Here is a 16,936-nt window from a genome sequence, read left to right on the forward strand (position 1 = left end):
GGTGGCGGGTGGCTGACCGTGTCCGGGTGGCCGCCCGGTGGTGCTCGTGGCTGGTCACTGTCGGTGGCGATCGGGAGCGTCGGGAAAGTCGGGGTGCGTGAGGGCCGGCCGACGGTCCCGGGTGGGGGTGGGGCCGGCTCGGTCGCCTTGAGGGTGCCGCGTCGCCTCGTGCGGGCTGGTGGAGCCCCGTGCGCGCCGGCTCGCACCCGCGGCGAGGTGCCGTGCCCTGTGCGCCGCCCAGGGCGCCTTCGGTGGACGAAAGGGCTGGTGGCTGCCTCACGTGGCGCCTTGCCGCCGGAGTCACTGCAGGGCACCCCGGCGGGCCCGTGGGGGCTGAACGCGCAGCGCCGCTCGCGTCCGCCGTGGGTGGAGGGGCCGGGCCGACCGCACTGTGTGATGCCCCGCCGACGTGTCTGGCCTCATGGTGAGCTGGGGCGATGGTCGGCCCGCGCGGTCGGCGGTGAGCGGGACGCCGTAGGCCCGTGCCCGGCGACGTGGGGAGCCGGTCGTGGTCGCCGTCCGGCCGGGTCGCGCGTTGTGCGCCGTAGGTCGGCGTAGAGGGGCGCTGCCGCATCAGAGCCGTGCGACCGGCGGGATCGTGCCCGTGTCGGGCGACGGGGTCGGTCGCGGCCGCACCGCCAGCCGGCCGAGGCGGCTGAACGGCCGTTCGCCCGTACCCCTGGTCGATCCTGTCGCGCCGACGCGTCGCGCCCCGCATCGAGATCCGTACCCGTCCGACGCGGGCAGGGCTGCCCTCCGGCCGATTCCAGCCGCACGCCTTCAGCCCCCAACTTTCGTCCGGCCCGCCGAACCTCTGCCTCCCACCTGCGCTTCGACCCGTCGAACGGCCGCCTTGCACCCGCAACCCGCACCCCGTTCGGGCACCCCCTTCGCAAGAAATTCCTGTCCGAATCATTGACGCTCCACGAACCCCCTCGTACCTTGTGCCAGCAAGCGCTTTCTTGAAACGATTCATGCAAGCGGCAATGACGCTGCGGGAGGGGCCCGACTGTGCGAACCAGCAGGAATGTTGAGAGGCGAACGATCCTCAAGGCCGCGGGGGCGACGGCGGCCACACTGGGCCTGGCCGCGACCACCGGGTGTGGGGGAGACAGCGGGACCTCCTCGGACGGAACGGTGACGATCCGTTACGCGTGGTGGGGTGGCGAGCCGCGCACCATCGCCATGAAGAAGTCGATCGCGCTCTTCGAGAAGAAGTACCCGAAGATCAAGATCAAGCCCGAATTCACCGACTATCTTGCGTTCTGGGAGAAGTTCCAGACCCAGGCCTCCGGCGGGAATCCGCCGGACGTTTTCCAGAATGCGGTCACCTTCCTGCGCAAGTACGACAAGCGCGGTGTTCTGATGGATCTCAAGACGCAGGCGGACGCCGGGAATCTGAACCTGGAGAACTTCCGCAACGGCGTTCTGGCGAACGGTCAGGTCGACGGCAAGCAGATCGGCATACCCGTCGGTGCCAACACCATGGCGCTCGTCATCGACCTCAACGCCTTCAAGAAGGCGGGCGTCGAGGCGAAGTTCGGCTGGACCTGGGACGAGTACTTCGCCGCACTGCAGACGATCCAGGACAAGCTGAAGATCGCCGGTGACACCGGTTACTTCACCATCATGTACCTGTACGACCTGTACCTGCGGCAGAACGGCAAGGCGTTCTTCACCGACAGCGATCTCGGCTTCACCGAGGACGATCTGACGCAGTGGTGGGAGGACGGCTACAAGCGGGTGAAGTCCGGCCTGGTCACCGACCCCAAGAAGATCGAGCAGGTCTCGCCCAAGTCCGGTCTCTCGGCGGGTCTCGCCGCGTCCGAGTTCACCTGGGACAACTTCTCCATCCGCTACCAGGGCGAGGGTGAGTCGGACTACGGGCTCGCGCCGATCCCCACCACCAACGGCAAGGACACCGGTCAGTATCTCGGTTCGCTGATGCTGAGCGCCTTCTCGGGGACCAAGCATCCCAAGGAAGTGGCCCAGTTCATCGACTTCATGGTCCACGACGCCGAGGTCGGCAAGATCATGGGGTACGACCGCGGCATCCTGCCCACCACCGAGCAGTTCGACGCCTTCAAGCCGACCGACCCCAACAACAAGGGCGTCGCGGCCTACGAGGACGAGGTCGCCAAGGCCGGTGTCCTCGGGAAGATCACCCCGCACCCGTCCGGCGCGGACGTCATCGAAGCGGCCTTCCTGCGGATCGGTGGTGAGGTCGCCCAGGGCAAGACCAAGCCGGCCGACGCCGCGAAGGCGCTGTTCGGCGAGGCCAAGGCCGCGTTCGCGGGCTGAGGGGACGTACCACCATGACGCTCGTCAAGGAAGCGCCCGCGCGCCCGGCGAAGGAGCGGTCCGCCGCTCCTGACGCCGGGCGGCGCGGGCGGCGCCGCGAGAACCTCGCCGGCTATCTCTTCATGTCGCCGTGGATCGCGGGGTTCGTGTTCCTCACGGCGGGGCCGATGATCGCGTCGCTGTACTACGCGTTCACCAGCTACAACCTGTTCACACCACCCCGGTGGGTGGGGCTCGACAACTTCACGACGATGTTCCAGGACCCGCGCTGGCAGAAGTCGGTCGAGGTCACGCTCAAATACGTCGTCGTGGCCACACCGCTGAAGCTGCTCCTCGCGCTCGGCGTGGCGCTCCTGCTCGCGCAGAAGCGGCGCGGACAGGCCCTGTACCGGGCCGCGTTCTACATGCCGTCGCTCATCGGCGCCAGTGTCTCCGTGGGCTTCGTGTGGCGGGCGCTGTTCTCCGACGACGCCGTCGTGGACCGTACGCAGAAGATCTTCGGGGCAGATGTCGGCGGCTGGATCGGCAACCCCGACTACGTCCTGTACTCCCTGGTGGCGCTGAGCATCTGGCAGTTCGGTGCGCCGATGGTCATCTTCCTGGCCGGCCTCAAGCAGGTGCCGCAGGAACTGTACGAGGCCGCCGAGATGGACGGGGCCGGCCCCTTCCGGCGGTTCTGGAACATCACGCTGCCGATGATTTCCCCCGTGCTGTTCTTCAACGTGCTGCTGGAGTCGATCCACGCGTTCCAGGTGTTCGGTTCGGCGTACGTCGTCTCCGACAGCCGGTGCGGACCGGCCGACGCCACCCTCGTCTACACCTGTTACCTGTATCAGAAGGGCTTCAAGGAATCCCAGATGGGCTTCGCCTCCGCGATGGCCTGGACACTGGTGATCGCGGTGGCGCTCGTCACGGCGGTCCTGTTCTGGTCGCAGAAGAAGTGGGTGCACTACGAGGAGGCCGCCAAGTGACCAGTGCCACCACCCCTGCCGTGCGCAGCGGGAACGAGCGGCGGCGGACCGGATCCCTCGCCTGGCACGTCGGCGCGCTGCTGCTGCTCGCGGTCGTCCTCTACCCGGTGATCTGGGTGCTCGGCGCCTCGTTCAAGCCGAGCAAGGACATCATCGCCAGCATCGACCTGCTGCCCACCGAGCCGGTCTGGGCGAACTTCTCCGGGCTGGCCGACGGCATCTCCGGCATCTCCATCGGCAGCTTCTTCAGCAACTCGCTGATGTACGCGGGCCTGGCCGTGGTCGGTGTGGTGATCTCCAGCTCGCTGACGGCCTACGCCTTCGCCAAGATCCGGTTCGCCGGGCGGAACCTGCTGTTCACCCTGATGATCGGCACCCTGCTGCTGCCGTACCACGTGCTGCTCATCCCGCAGTACGTGCTGTTCCGCAACCTCGGCTACATCGACACCCTCGTCCCGCTCGTCGCGGGCAAGTACCTGGCCACGGAGGCGTTCTTCGTCTTCCTGATGGTGCAGTTCATGCGCGGCCTGCCGCGTGAGCTGGACGAGGCCGCCAAGCTCGACGGCTGCGGGCACCTGAGGACCTACTGGTCCATCGTGCTGCCGCTGAGCCGCCCCGCCATCATCACCAGCGCCATCTTCACCTTCATCAACGCGTGGAACGACTTCATGGGTCCGTTGATCTACCTCAACACCCCCGAGAAGTACACCGTTTCGCTCGGCCTGATGATGTTCCGCGACCAGGAGGGCATCTCCAACTACGGCAGCATGATCGCGATGTCGCTGGTGGCACTGGTACCGGTCATCGCCTTCTTCATGGCCTTCCAGCGCTATCTCATCGACGGCATGGCGACCTCCGGACTGAAGGGCTGAGGCGCTCACCATGGCGCAAGCAGGAGTGAAGGACCGTGTGCAGGACCGCCGCCGGCGCAGGGAGTCCATGTTCGGCGAGCGCTTCTCGGTCTTCGCGGAGTGTCTGCTCACCGGAGTGTGGATCGCCGTGGCCTGTCTCGGGGTCGTCACCTACCCCGCGGCCTTCGCCGCCGGCGCACGGCACCTGCGGCGTCGTACGACGCATCAGGTCAGCGGCTTGCGGGAGTTCGTCGTGGACTTCCGGGCAGCCGTGCGCGGCGGGTGGGCCGTCGGGCTCGCCGGCTGGGCCGCCGCCGCCGCGGTCTGGGTGGACGTCCTGGCCGCGCGGGCCGGTCTTCCCGGTGGACCGTTCGTCGGGGCCGTCGGCATCCTCGCGCTGATCGGCCTCGCCGTGGCCCTGCTGCGTGCGGCCGCCCTGTGGACACCGGAATCCACCTGGCGGGCGCTGCTCGCGGATGCCGGGCGGCGGACCGTGCTCGATCCCGCCGGGTCCCTCCTCGTCGTCTGCGGGCTGGCCGTCGTCGCCCTGTCCGCCCTGTTCCTCGCGCCGCTGGCGGTACCGGTCCTCGGGGCCGTCGCCGCAGCAGCGGTCGCTGTGGAGGAGCGCCACCGGCGCCGCTGACGGGCGGCCCTCCCTCTCGCCAGGTCGGCGCTCCGGCGCCGCACCTCGCTCTGTCATGCCCTGACCACACTGCTACCCGCACGGAAAGGAATGGCCATGTCCCCCATCCCCCGCAGGTCCCTTCTCAAGGCGGCGGCCGTCGCCGGAGCCGCCGCCCAGTTCAGCTGGGCGCTAGGGGCGAAGGACGCCGAAGCCGCCCCCAGAACGGCGCCCGCCGACGCCGACCCGGTCACCCTCGACTGGCTGGAGGACGGCGGCCTCGGTGCCGCCCCCGGCTCCACGCTCGGCGTGCCCTGGCCGATGGGCACCTACCAGGAGGACCAGACCTTCGCGCTGACGGACGCCGGCGGCAAGGACGTCCCCGTGCAGTCCTGGCCGATCGCCTACTGGCCCGACGGATCCCTCAAGTGGACCGCCCACGCCGTGAGTTCGGGCGAGGGCAAGCTCACCCTCGCCGCCGGGGCGCCCGCCGCTCCCGCCAAGAAGGTCACCGTCGACAAGAGCGGCGGCACCATCGACGTATCGACCGGTGTCATCACCGCGCGGATCGGCAAGTCCGGTGCCACCCTCATCAAGTCGGTCACCCGCGGCTCCACCGAGATCGCCAAGAACGGCCGTCTGGTGCTGATCCGCCAGCCCGAGATCGAGGACGGGGACCAGGGCGCGGTCAAGACCGAACGCTTCGACGGGGCCATCGACGCCGTCACCGTCGAGCAGGAGGGCCCGGTCCGCGCGGTCGTCCGCATCGACGGCAAGCACCGCAAGGGCAGCCGCAGTTGGCTGCCGTTCTCGATCCGCCTCTACTTCTACGCGGGCGCCGACTCCTTCCGCATGGTGCACACCATCACCTTCGACGGCACGCAGGAGCCCGGCAAGGCCAGCGGCGACTTCATCCGCGGCCTCGGCGTGCGCTTCACCGTCCCGATGCGCGACCAGTCCTATGACCGTCACATCCGCATCGGCGGCGAGGGCACCGGCCTGCTGCGCGAAGCCGTCAAGGGCATCACCGGCCTGCGCCGGGACCCGGGTGCCGCTGTCCAGGCGGCCCAGTACGCGGGCGAGAAACTGCCCGACCCGGCCACCTGGGACCAGCGGGTCACCACCCGGCTGCAGTACATCCCCGAGTGGGGCGACTACACCCTTTCCCAGCTGTCCGCCGACGGCTTCACCGTGCGCAAGCGCACCAAGAAGGGCCACGGCTGGATCGGCGCCGGCGGCGGCAAGCGCGCCTCCGGCTTCGGATACGTCGGCGGCGTGAGCGGCGGATTCTCCTTCGGCCTGCGGGACTTCTGGGAGAAGCACCCCGCCCAGCTCGACATCCGTGACGCCCAGACCGAGGAGGCCGAGGTCACCCTCTGGCTGTGGTCGCCCGAGGCGCAACCCATGGACCTGCGCTTCTACCACGACGGCATGGGGCAGGACACCTTCCCCGAGCAGCTCGAGGGCCTCAACATCACCTACGAGGACTACGAGCCCGGCTTCGGCACTCCCTACGGCATCGCCCGTACCTCCGAACTCCTCTTCTGGGCCAACGAGTCGACGCCCACGCCCGCGGTCCTCGCTGAACAGGTCGAGGCCGTCCGGGTGCTGCCCCAGCTCGCCGCCCCGCCCAAGCAGCTCATCAAGGCGCAGGTCTTCGGCCCCGGCCTGTACTCCGAGCCGGACCGCTCCACCCCCGCCAAGGCCAAGATCGAGGACCACCTCGACTTCCTCTTCACCTACTACAAGGACCAGGTGGAGCAGCGCCGTTGGTACGGCTTCTGGGACTACGGCGACATCATGCACACGTACGACACCGTGCGGCACCAGTGGCGCTACGACATCGGTGGCTACGCCTGGGACAACTCCGAGCTGTCGCCGGACCTCTGGCTCTGGTTCGCCTACCTGCGCAGCGGCCGGTCGGACATCTTCCGCTTCGCCGAGGCGATGACCCGGCACACCGGTGAGGTGGACGTCTACCACCTCGGCCAGTGGGCCGGCCTCGGCACCCGGCACGGCATCCAGCACTACGCCGACAGTGCCAAGCAGCAGCGCATCGCCAACACGACGTACCGCCGCTACTACTACTTCCTCACCGCGGACGAGCGGGTCGGCGACCTCATGCACGCCAACGTCGACTCCGACGAGACGTTCCTCGTCCTCGACCCGATCCGCAAGATCCGCACCGCGCCGTACACCCCCGACCGGCACGCCCTGTCGATCGGCTTCGGCACGGACTGGAGCGGGCTGGTGTCGGCCTGGCTCACGGAGTGGGAGCGCAAGGGCCCCAAGTGGGAGAAGGCCAAGGCGCGGGTGCTCTCCACGATGGAGACGATCGCCGCCCAGCCCAACGGGTTCGTGCAGGGCACCGGCCTCTACGACCTGGACACGGGGAAGTTCGCGGTCGCCGACAAGCCGGCCGTCGGTGTCTCGCACCTTTCGGCGGTTTTCGGCCTCAACGAGCTGTGCGCCGAGCTGATCCACCTCGTCGACATGCCGAAGTTCAACGAGGCCTACTTCGACTACTGCCGCTACTTCAACGCCACCAAGGCCGAGCAGGCGGCACGCTACGGCTCCAACTTCGGCACCCTGCTGCTGTTCCAGGGCCACTCGCGCCTCGACGCGTACGCGGCCGTCAAGACCGGCGACGAGAAGCTCGCCAAGCGGGCCTGGGAGAAGTTCTACAACTCGGACGGCTACAAGGAGTCCGCGCCCTGGAGGACGGAGCCGCTGACCGGCCCCGTCACCCTGGTGCCGGGCAGCGAGGCAGCCTGGATCGCCACCAACGACACCTCGCTCTACGGCCTCGCCGCCATCGAGAACCTGGCCCTCCTCGGCCACAAGATGCCGTCGTAGGGGGCAGGTTCACCGAGGGCTAGGTCATCCTCCCCAGGACCTCCCGCACATGCCGGACGTCCCGGATCCGGCGCTCGTACGTCGCACCCACGGCGAGCAGCAGGACTCCGGCGAGTGCGGGGGGTACCCAGCGGGGGAGCGCGTCGGCCGCCTGCACCAGATAGGGGGCCAGTTCGTGCAGGGCGTCCAGCACCAGCACCGAGCCGCCGAGGACCAGCGGGGCCCGCAGCCGGTGCCGGGCGCCCAGCAGCGTGACCAGCAGGGCGGCCGCGCCCAGCAGCAGCGGGCGCGTCCAATCCGGGTCATTCCAGGCCGCGGTCAGGCTCGGCAGCAGGGCCGCCGCCAGTCCGGGGCCGTACGCCGTCCAGGACGCGGTCAGGGGGTCGCGGTGCCGCCGCCAGGCGCCGACGAGCAGCGCGCAGACGGCCACGGGGAGGGTGTACGCCTCCGGGGTGGTGACCTCCCAGGCGGCGAGCCTCACCCAGGTGGCCAGCAGGAACAGGACGGCGGCCGGGTAGCCGGCCCGGCGGCGCTCCGGCCGGGCCGCCGTGCCAGCGGCGATCACACCGCAGGCCGCCAGCACCATGGCCAGCATCGGCGGGTCGGTCACCGCGAGGCCCAGCGCGAGCAGCGCGGCGGCGGTTCCGGCCGCCTCGACCGGCGGGGTCGCCGGTGAGCTGCCGAGCCGGCCGGCGGCCAGGGCCGCGGCCACGGGCACGCACAGGACGAGCAGCGCCGTGTGCGACGGCTGCCACTCCGCCGCGGCACCCGTCGCACAGGCCAGCGCCGTGGCGTACCCGAGGGCGGCCGGCGCCGCGACCGGGGTGAGGCGCGGCCGGCGGGACGCCGTCGCGCCCAGCACGGTCAGTGCCGACAGGACGGTCAGGGTCGCCGACCGGGTGGCCAGGGACAGGAACGCGAAGTGCAGCGAGGTGGCCAGGGCGAGCCACGGTGTCGGCAGGAAGGCCGCCGCCACCGTCACGCCACCCACCAGCAACAGGCCTGCTGCGTAGGGCAGTTCGAGCACCGCCGGGAGGGCCAGGCAGGCCGCCCAGGTCAGCAGCAGCGCTCCGGTCCGTGCCTGCGGGCGCCAGGTCTCGTGCCGAACCGCCAGGACGGCCAGGACGCCGGCGACGGCCACCAGGACGAGGAGCGCCTGTCCCGCGTACGGCGGCCACGGCGTGTGTACGGTGACCGCGGCGCGGGCGTCCGCCGGCCCGCCCGACCAGAGGCGATCGGCCCAGCCGAGCGGGCCCGCCAGCGTGACGGCGACCAGCGGCACGGCCCACAGCAGTGCCAGCGCCTGCACCGCGGCGGAGGCCCGGAGCAGACCCTGCCGCACGGGCTCGGCGAGCCGGTGCGCACGCACCGCCGCCAACAGCGCGACGCCGAAGGCCAGATGGACCGGCACCGCCCAGCCGGCGGACAGCGGCACTCGGAGCGGGCCGCCGCCCGCCGCCACCAGCAGCAGGCCTCCGGCGACCGCCGTGCCCGTCGCGACGGCCCGCTCCGGCAGCCGCGCGGCGGCCACCAGGGCGATCACCGCCGCGAAGGCGAGGAGCGCCGCCGCACGGGCGGCGGCGCTCGGGCCGGTGGCCGTCCAGGACAGCCAGCCGGCCGTCAGAACCCCCCAGCCGCCCAGGCCGTACGCGCCGGCCGTGACCGTGACCCGGACGGCGCCGGCCGCCACCCCGAAGGCCAGCACCGCGTCGAGGCCGGCCGTCACCAGCATCGCCGTCGCGACACCGTACGGGTCCGGGCCCGCCGCGACCGCCCAGAGGACCAGGGGGAGTTGGGCCGCCACCAGTCCGGCGGGCACCGGCAGCCGCAGGGCGCCCAGACCGCGGCCGTACGCCGTCCAGAGCGCGGCGAGCACCGCCGCGGCGACCGCCGCGTAGCCCGTGCCGTCGGTGCCGGGGAGGGCCGCCTCGTGCAGGGCGTAGGCGTCCAGCACCGTCAGCGCCAGGCCCAGACCGGCCACCGACTCCGCCGTCGAGCGCAGCCCGCGCCGCAGCAGTGGTACCGGCGCGGCGAGCACCGCCAGCGTGACCGTGCCCAGTACCAGGGCGCGCCCGGTGATCCCGAGATGACCCCAGCTGACCAGGGTGAACGCGATCGCCGCGACGGTGAGCAGCATCCCGCCGAGCAGCAGGAGCACGTTCTGGACCCGCGGGGCGCTCGCCTCGGGGCGGGGCGCGGCCGGGGGCAGCGCGGGCCGGACCGGGCGTACCGACTGGAGCGAGGCGACCAGCCAGGCGCGGCGTGCGAGCAACTGGGCCCGGCGGGTGTCCAGTTGCCACAGCTCCGCGTCGAGGAGCCGCAGTTCCTCGGCCGGGGGCGGAATGTGCGTCATGGAACGGAGTGTGGCCCGCGTCACGGCGTCCGGCATGAGCGCGGCTACTCAGGGCGTACTCAGATCCCGCCCCCGTACCGGCACACTCGGTACATGGACCGGAACCGCTACCGCTTTCTCAGCCGGTGGCCGCTGCCCGCGCCGCCCGCCGCCGTCTACACGGCGCTGGAGCGGGCCGAGGACTATCCCCGCTGGTGGCCGCAGGTCCGCGAGGTGACCCGGCTCGACGACACCACCGGCCTCGTCACCGTCCGTTCGCTCCTGCCGTACGCCCTCACCTTCACCGCGCGCGAGGTGCGGCGGGATCCGGCGGCCGGCGTGCTGGAGATCGCGATGACCGGGGACATCGAGGGCTGGGCGCGCTGGACGGTCACCGCGCACGGCACCGGCAGCCTCGCCCGCTACGAGCAGGTTGTCGACGTGACCAAGCCGCTGCTCAGGAGGTTCGCCGTGCCCGGACGTCCGCTGTTCCGCGCCAACCACCGGCTGATGATGCGGGCAGGGCGGCGCGGGCTGCTCCGGTATCTCGAAGCGGTTTGAAGGAAACCCGAGGGGACCTGTATTGTTCAGTCCGTTCCCGGGCGATTAGCTCAGTGGAAGAGCGCTTCGTTCACACCGAAGAGGTCACTGGTTCGAACCCAGTATCGCCCACCGGGAAAGGCCGGTCCGCAGCACGCGGACCGGCTTTTTGCATGCGCTTCTCGTCGTCGCCGCCGTACTCCTCACGCCGCCGCCGACAGCGCCGGGCGCAGCGGCCACGACGTGTCGACCGTCTCCGGGGTGCCGCTGCGCGCGAACCACGCCTGGAGCCCGCGGGCCTGCGCCGCGTGCCAGGTCGCCTGCAGCGTGTGCAACTCGGCGGGGGACAGCCGCTCCAGCCGGGCCGCGAACCGCCGCCCCACCGCCCGTACGACCTCCAGCGCGGCCACCGCGTCCGCCGCCGCGTCGTGCGCGTCGGCCAGCGTCACGTCGTAGTGCCCGCACAGGTCGGTGAGCGTGCGGCGGCCCTTGCGGTAGCGGTCCAGGTGCTTGTCCAGGACTCGTGGGTCCAGCACCCGCAACGGCGCCGGCTCCAGCCAGTGCCCCAGCGAGGACGCGCGGTGCCGGCGCAGCTCGCGGTCGAGCAGCGTCAGATCGAACGGCGCGTTCATCACCACCAACGGCCGCCCGGCAGCCGCCTGTTCGCCGAGCAGCTCGGCTATCTCGTACATCACCGGCGCGGGCCAGCGGCCGTTGCGCTGCAGGTGCTCGTCCGTCAGGCCGTGTATCGCCGTCGCCCCTTCGGGCACCGGCACGCCCGGATTCACCAGCCACCGGCTCACCCGGGGCCGCAGGCCCGGCCCGTCCTGCACGACCAGCGCGGCCGACACGATCCGGTCGGTCTCGACGTCGACGCCCGTCGTCTCCGTGTCGAAGGCCGCCAGCGGCCCCTCGTACCAACACGTCATACCACCACAACCCCTCGTTCACCCACGGCAGCTGACGCGCCGTCTTCTGCCGTTCTGGTGATACCCGGGCTGTTTGCGCCGTACGCCGCTAGGAGACAACAGGAGTACGGGTCTTGCCAGTTCAGGGGCTCGACGCGGAAATCCTCCCAGCCCCCGACGCGGGGCTCCCCTCTGCTCGGAAGGCTGTCCGGTCATGGCGATAGCGCAGCCCGAGCGTGGCGGGCTGCTGCCCGAACGCACGGGCCCCCTCCGCGGCTCACTCGCCACCACGGCGTGCATGGAGACACTCCAGGTCGGCTATCTCCACGCGGTCGCGGCGGCCGCGGGCTGTTCGCTGTCCCAGCCGTTCCCCGACAACGGCATCGACTGGCACGTGAGCCACAGCGCCCCCGGTCACACCGTCGACGACGAGGTGACCATCAAGGTGCAGCTGAAGGCCACGTACCAGCTCCCGCCCCACCCTCCGGGGCGCTCCTTCTCCTTCACGCTCGACAACGACCACCTACGCAAGCTCGCCCGCACCCCGGTCTCGGTGCACAAGATCCTCGTCGTGATGATCGTCCCGCGGTCGCAGGACCAGTGGCTGCGCGCCGGCCACGACCGGCTCGACCTGCGGCACTGCTGCTACTGGGTCAACCTGGCCGGGCATCCGGTCACCGGCCGGACCCGCACCACCGTGCGGATCCCGACCGCACGGATCTTCGACGACCGGGCGCTGTGCGAGATCATGACGCGGGTCGGGACGGGAGGCAGACCATGACCCACCGCCCACCGGACGAGCCCCTGAGGCCGGTACGGCCGCACCCCGTCGACCCCGCCTGGGACCGGCCGCCGGAGGCCGCCGAGGTCGACCCGGCCGTCCTCGGCGCCCTGCTGCGCCGGCACGGCTGGCAGCGCCGCGGGGGCGCCGCCGGACGCTACGGCCGCTGGACCCCGCCCGGACCGGGCGGCGGCGGCACCAGCCTCCTCGTACCGGTGAACCGCGCCTTCCCCGACAGCGACGACCTGCTCGGCGAGGCGCTGCTGGCGCTGGCCCGCAGCCAGACGCCCGCCGCCCGCGAGGTGCTGGTCGCCCTCGCCGTACCGAGCGACGAGATCCGCTGGTGGCGGGACTCCCCGGCCGGGCCCGCCGAAGCGGTGGGGGCCGTCTCCTGGGCGGTCGAGGAACAGCTGCGCGGCGCCGCCCGGCAGATGCTCCTCGCCGGCGCGCTCGCCACCCGCGCGCGGGCCGGTTACCACGGCGCCCGGCACCGGCGGTCGGCCGGCGCGCTGCTGGAGAGCGTCCTCGTCGGCACCGCCGCAGAAGGCCGCGGCCTGACCGCCTTCGTACCCGTGACCCCGGCCCGCCCCCTCGCCGTACGCCTCCACCAGGCGCTGTACGCCGTCCGCGAGGCCATCGACTACCGGCGCGCCACCGGTGGCATGGACGCCTTCGACAGCGCCGTCGAGGCCGGCGCCAGCCGCGAACTGACCGAGTCGCTCGTCAGCCTCGTCCGCGGCACCGAGGGAGCCAGGGTCGCCGTCGCCTGGGCGCCCGCCGCCGGCGTCCCCGAGGACTGCGCCGCCACCGCCGAGCCCGTCGAGTTCTCCCCCGGAGACCTGCCCGCCCTGCGCGAGGCGGGCGCCCGCTATGTGCGCGAGGAACCCTCCGTGCCCGTACGGATCACCGGCACGGTCGTCCGGCTGCGCCGGTCCGGGCCGCGCGGCGAGGGCGGCGTACGGCTGCGGGTGATCGCCGGCGCCGACGTCCCGCACGTCCGGCTCACCCTCGACGAGGACGACTACCGCATCGCCGGCCAGGCCCACCTCGTCGGACTGCCCGTGCGGGTGCAGGGCCGGCTGGAGCGCCGGGGCGGCTTCCGCAGGCTCACCGGCGCCCGCGGCGTGGTCCCCGTACAGGTGGACGACGCCGAACGGGACCGGCTGATGAAGTCCCTCCAGGAGACCGCGGAGATCACGGCCGTGTTCGAGGAGGCGTGCGGAGGGGACTGATTTCGCGGAGGGCGGTGCCGGGTCGGTACGATCGCCTATTGCGCGGCGATGGAATCAGGTCCGCGCATCCGCCTTCAGTCAGGAGAGACCGGTGTCAGACGTCCGTGTGATCATCCAACGCGATTCCGAGCGGGAAGAGCGCACGGTGACGACGGGCAGCACGGCCGCCGACCTCTTCGCCGGTGAGCGCTCGATCGTCGCCGCACGCGTGGACGGCGAGCTGAGGGACCTCGCCCATGAACTGCGCGACGGCGTGACCGTGGAGGGCGTCGAGATCTCCTCCGAGGACGGCCTCAACATCCTGCGCCACTCCACCGCGCACGTCATGGCGCAGGCCGTGCAGGAGATCTTCCCCGAGGCCAAGCTGGGCATCGGCCCGCCCGTCAAGGACGGCTTCTACTACGACTTCGACGTCGAGAGGCCGTTCACGCCCGAGGACCTCAAGGCCGTCGAGAAGAAGATGCAGGAGATCCAGAAGCGCGGGCAGCGGTTCTCCCGCCGCGTCGTGACCGACGACGCCGCCCGCGAGGAGCTGGCCGACGAGCCGTACAAGCTGGAGCTGATCGGCCTCAAGGGCTCCGCCTCGCACGACGACGGCGCGGACGTCGAGGTCGGCGCCGGCGAGCTGACCATCTACGACAACCTGGACGCCAAGACCGGCGAGCTGTGCTGGAAGGACCTCTGCCGCGGTCCCCACCTGCCCACCACCCGCCTCATCCCGGCCTTCAAGCTGATGCGCAACGCCGCCGCCTACTGGCGCGGCAGCGAGAAGAACCCGATGCTCCAGCGCATCTACGGCACCGCCTGGCCGTCCAAGGACGAGCTGAAGGCGCACCTCGATTTCCTCGCCGAGGCCGAGAAGCGCGACCACCGCAAGCTGGGCAGCGAGCTGGACCTGTTCTCCATCCCCGAGCAGATCGGCTCCGGCCTCGCCGTCTTCCACCCCAAGGGCGGCGTCGTCCGCCGGGTCATGGAGGACTACTCGCGCCGCCGCCACGAGGAGGAGGGCTACGAGTTCGTCTACACCCCGCACGCGACGAAGGGGAAGCTTTTCGAGACCTCGGGCCACCTGGACTGGTACGCCGACGGCATGTACCCGCCCATGCAGCTCGACGAGGGCGTGGACTACTACCTCAAGCCCATGAACTGCCCGATGCACAACCTGATCTTCGACGCGCGCGGCCGCTCCTACCGTGAACTGCCGTTGCGCCTCTTCGAGTTCGGCACCGTGTACCGGTACGAGAAGTCGGGAGTCGTGCACGGCCTGACCCGCGCCCGCGGCTTCACCCAGGACGACGCGCACATCTACTGCACGCGCGAGCAGATGTCGGAGGAGCTCGACAAGACGCTCACCTTCGTCCTCGGCCTGTTGCGCGACTACGGCCTCACCGACTTCTACCTGGAGCTGTCCACCAAGGACCCGGAGAAGTTCGTCGGCTCGGACGAGGTCTGGGAGGAGGCAACCGAGACGCTGCGCGAGGTCGCCGAGAAGCAGGGCCTCCCGCTCGTCCCCGACCCGGGCGGCGCCGCCTTCTACGGTCCGAAGATCTCCGTCCAGACCAAGGACGCGATCGGCCGCACCTGGCAGATGTCGACCATCCAGCTCGACTTCAACCTGCCGGAGCGCTTCGACCTCGAATACACCGGCCCGGACGGCTCCAAGCAGCGCCCGGTCATGATCCACCGCGCGCTGTTCGGCTCCATCGAGCGGTTCTTCGCCGTGCTCCTGGAGCACTACGCGGGCGCCTTCCCGGCGTGGCTGGCCCCGGTCCAGGCGGTCGGCATCCCGATCGGCGACGCGCACGTGGAGTACCTGGAGAAGTTCGCCGCGGCCGCGAAGAAGCAGGGGCTGCGGGTCGACGTCGACTCCTCCTCCGACCGGATGCAGAAGAAGATCCGCAACGCCCAGAAGCAGAAGGTGCCCTTCATGGTCATCGCGGGCGACGAGGACATGTCGAACGGCTCGGTGTCCTTCCGCTACCGCGACGGTTCCCAGGAGAACGGCATCCCGCTCGACGAGGCCATCGCGAAGATCGCGAAGGTCGTCGAGGAACGCACGCAGGTCTGATCGGTTCGCAGCGGGACGCGGGGCCCTCGGGGAGTCAGCTCTCCGGGGGCCCCGTCCCGTCTCCGGCCCCGGGTGCGCCCGCCCGCTCGTCCTCACCGGAGAAGATCTGGATCAGCCAGGACGAGAAGGACCCGGTGACCGCGCCCAGCAGGGCCAGGCCGCACGCCATCAGGCCGACCGCGATGAACCGGCCCGTCGGAGTGACCGGCGTCACGTCGCCGTAGCCCACGGTGGACAGGGTGGAGCACGCCCACCACACGGCGTCCCCGAACGTGTGCATCTCCGTGCCCGGCGCCCCGCGTTCCTGGTCGTAGACGGCGAGCGCCCCCGCGAAGCCGAGCAGCAGCGTCGACACCCCGGCGTAGACGATCACGCGCGCGTGCAGCGACAGCCGCGGCTCCCCGCGCCGGCGCAGTACGGCCTCGTAGAGCCGTACGATCCGCAGCGGGCGCAGCAGCGGCAGCAGCACCACCAGGGTGTCCAGCCAGTGCTGCCGGACGAAGCGCGGACCCTGTCCGCTGAGCCGCCAGCGCACCGCGTAGTCCACGGCGAACAGCGCCCACGCCGCGAACAGCACCGACAGGCTCAGATCCCGCCAGGCGTCGGGCAGGCCGGTGGCGAGGACGTGGACGGCGTACCCGGCGAGGAAGGCCAGCGAGGTGAGGGCGAGGGGCAGCTCGGTGCGCCGTTCCCAGCGGATCAGGCGGCTGTCTGCGGTCATCGGCCCAGCTTGGCCCGCGAGCCTTTCGCGCTCACCCCGCCGACACGCCGCGAACGGGCGAAGCCATATGCTGCTTGGCATGACGAGTGAGCCGGAACAGCAGATCGGAGTGGGGACGCAGGACGCGTTCCAGCGCCTGTGGACCCCGCACCGGATGGCCTACATCCAGGGCGAGAACAAGCCCACGGGCCCCGGAGCCGACGACGGCTGTCCGTTCTGCGCGATCCCGGCGAAGTCCGACGAGGACGGCCTGGTGGTCCGGCGGGGCGAGCATGTGTACGCCGTGCTGAACCTCTACCCGTACAACGGCGGCCACCTGATGACCGTCCCCTACCGGCACGTGGCCGACTACACCGGCCTGACCGGGCCGGAGACGGCGGAGCTGGGCGAACTGACCAAGCAGGCGATGACGGCCCTGCGCACGGCGTCCGGCGCCCAGGGCTTCAACATCGGCATGAACCAGGGGGCGGTGGCGGGCGCGGGCATCGCCGCGCACCTGCACCAGCACATCGTGCCCCGCTGGGGCGGCGACACGAACTTCATGCCGGTGGTCGGCCACACGCGCGTGCTGCCGCAACTGCTGGCGGACACCCGGAAGATGCTGGCGGAGGCCTGGCCGACCGCGTGAGGTGTTCCTGCGGCCCGTCCGGGGGAGCTTGAGGAGGACGCCGTCCCATGCCGAAGCGGGGACCCGGGGGCGGCAGCCCCCGGCACGCCGGCCACAACGGACCCGCGTGAGTGACCCCGCCGCAC

13 protein-coding genes and 1 tRNA gene are annotated in these 16,936 nt (G+C 71.3%); 11 read left to right on the plus strand and 3 right to left on the minus strand.

Annotated features, from left to right (window positions below; genetic code table 11):
• Nucleotides 1-1,011: 1,011 nt before the first annotated feature.
• The 5 genes from BZL64_RS12210 (at nt 1,012) to BZL64_RS12230 (ending at nt 7,601) form a co-directional block, all read left to right on the plus strand.
• Entirely contained in the window at nt 1,012-2,301 is a 1,290-nt protein-coding gene (locus BZL64_RS12210) for an ABC transporter substrate-binding protein (RefSeq protein ID WP_086768976.1), read from the plus strand.
• Between the two features lie 14 nt (nt 2,302-2,315).
• The gene (locus BZL64_RS12215; protein WP_086768978.1) at nt 2,316-3,272 is read left to right on the plus strand and encodes a carbohydrate ABC transporter permease; all 957 of its coding nucleotides are present in this window, start codon (nt 2,316-2,318) and stop codon (nt 3,270-3,272) included.
• Nucleotides 3,269-4,144: a carbohydrate ABC transporter permease gene (locus tag BZL64_RS12220; protein WP_086768980.1), complete on the plus strand. Its 876-nt coding sequence runs from the start codon at nt 3,269-3,271 to the stop codon at nt 4,142-4,144. Before BZL64_RS12215 ends, BZL64_RS12220 begins: the two co-directional genes overlap by 4 nt.
• Before the next feature lie 10 nt (nt 4,145-4,154).
• Nucleotides 4,155-4,766, plus strand: a complete 612-nt coding sequence (locus BZL64_RS12225; protein WP_086768982.1) for a hypothetical protein — start codon at nt 4,155-4,157, stop codon at nt 4,764-4,766.
• 96 nt (nt 4,767-4,862) lie between these two features.
• On the plus strand, nt 4,863-7,601 hold the full coding sequence (locus BZL64_RS12230) for an exo-rhamnogalacturonan lyase family protein (RefSeq protein ID WP_086768984.1): 2,739 nt from the start codon (nt 4,863-4,865) through the stop codon (nt 7,599-7,601).
• A gap of 19 nt (nt 7,602-7,620) precedes the next feature.
• Here BZL64_RS12230 and BZL64_RS12235 read toward each other — a convergent pair whose 3' ends face one another.
• Entirely contained in the window at nt 7,621-9,954 is a 2,334-nt protein-coding gene (locus tag BZL64_RS12235; RefSeq protein ID WP_244205313.1) for an SCO7613 C-terminal domain-containing membrane protein, read from the minus strand.
• Nucleotides 9,955-10,047: 93 nt separating this feature from the next.
• Between BZL64_RS12235 and BZL64_RS12240 the strand changes: the two genes are divergently transcribed.
• Together BZL64_RS12240 and BZL64_RS12245 are read left to right on the plus strand one after the other, a co-directional pair.
• Nucleotides 10,048-10,494: an SRPBCC family protein gene (locus tag BZL64_RS12240; protein WP_086768988.1), complete on the plus strand. Its 447-nt coding sequence runs from the start codon at nt 10,048-10,050 to the stop codon at nt 10,492-10,494.
• A 39-nt stretch (nt 10,495-10,533) separates the two neighbouring features.
• A tRNA-Val gene (locus BZL64_RS12245) sits at nt 10,534-10,605 on the plus strand.
• Between the two features lie 71 nt (nt 10,606-10,676).
• Here BZL64_RS12245 and BZL64_RS12250 read toward each other — a convergent pair.
• Nucleotides 10,677-11,402, minus strand: coding sequence for a 3'-5' exonuclease (locus BZL64_RS12250; protein WP_086768990.1), 726 nt, complete (start codon nt 11,400-11,402; stop codon nt 10,677-10,679).
• Between the two features lie 193 nt (nt 11,403-11,595).
• Here BZL64_RS12250 and BZL64_RS12255 point away from each other — a divergent pair, with 193 nt between their 5' ends.
• The 3 genes from BZL64_RS12255 to thrS all read left to right on the plus strand — a co-directional run bounded on the left by BZL64_RS12255 (nt 11,596) and on the right by thrS (nt 15,462).
• A complete protein-coding gene (locus tag BZL64_RS12255) occupies nt 11,596-12,162 on the plus strand; it encodes a DUF4365 domain-containing protein (protein ID WP_086768992.1) in 567 nt (188 codons plus the stop codon).
• A complete protein-coding gene (locus tag BZL64_RS12260) occupies nt 12,159-13,394 on the plus strand; it encodes a hypothetical protein (protein ID WP_086768994.1) in 1,236 nt (411 codons plus the stop codon). Before BZL64_RS12255 ends, BZL64_RS12260 begins: the two co-directional genes overlap by 4 nt.
• Before the next feature lie 91 nt (nt 13,395-13,485).
• Nucleotides 13,486-15,462: a threonine--tRNA ligase gene (gene thrS, locus BZL64_RS12265; protein WP_086768996.1), complete on the plus strand. Its 1,977-nt coding sequence runs from the start codon at nt 13,486-13,488 to the stop codon at nt 15,460-15,462.
• Nucleotides 15,463-15,496: 34 nt separating this feature from the next.
• Here the strand turns inward: thrS and BZL64_RS12270 are convergent, their stop codons facing one another.
• Nucleotides 15,497-16,183 (minus strand): potassium channel family protein, encoded by a 687-nt coding sequence (locus tag BZL64_RS12270; protein WP_086768998.1) that lies wholly within the window; start codon nt 16,181-16,183, stop codon nt 15,497-15,499.
• A gap of 67 nt (nt 16,184-16,250) precedes the next feature.
• Between BZL64_RS12270 and BZL64_RS12275 the strand changes: the two genes are divergently transcribed.
• Nucleotides 16,251-16,811: an HIT family protein gene (locus BZL64_RS12275; RefSeq protein WP_086769000.1), complete on the plus strand. Its 561-nt coding sequence runs from the start codon at nt 16,251-16,253 to the stop codon at nt 16,809-16,811.
• The last annotated feature ends 125 nt before the right edge of the window (nt 16,812-16,936 follow it).

The organism is Streptomyces bobili, assembly GCF_002154575.1.
Lineage (GTDB): Bacteria > Actinomycetota > Actinomycetes > Streptomycetales > Streptomycetaceae > Streptomyces > Streptomyces bobili.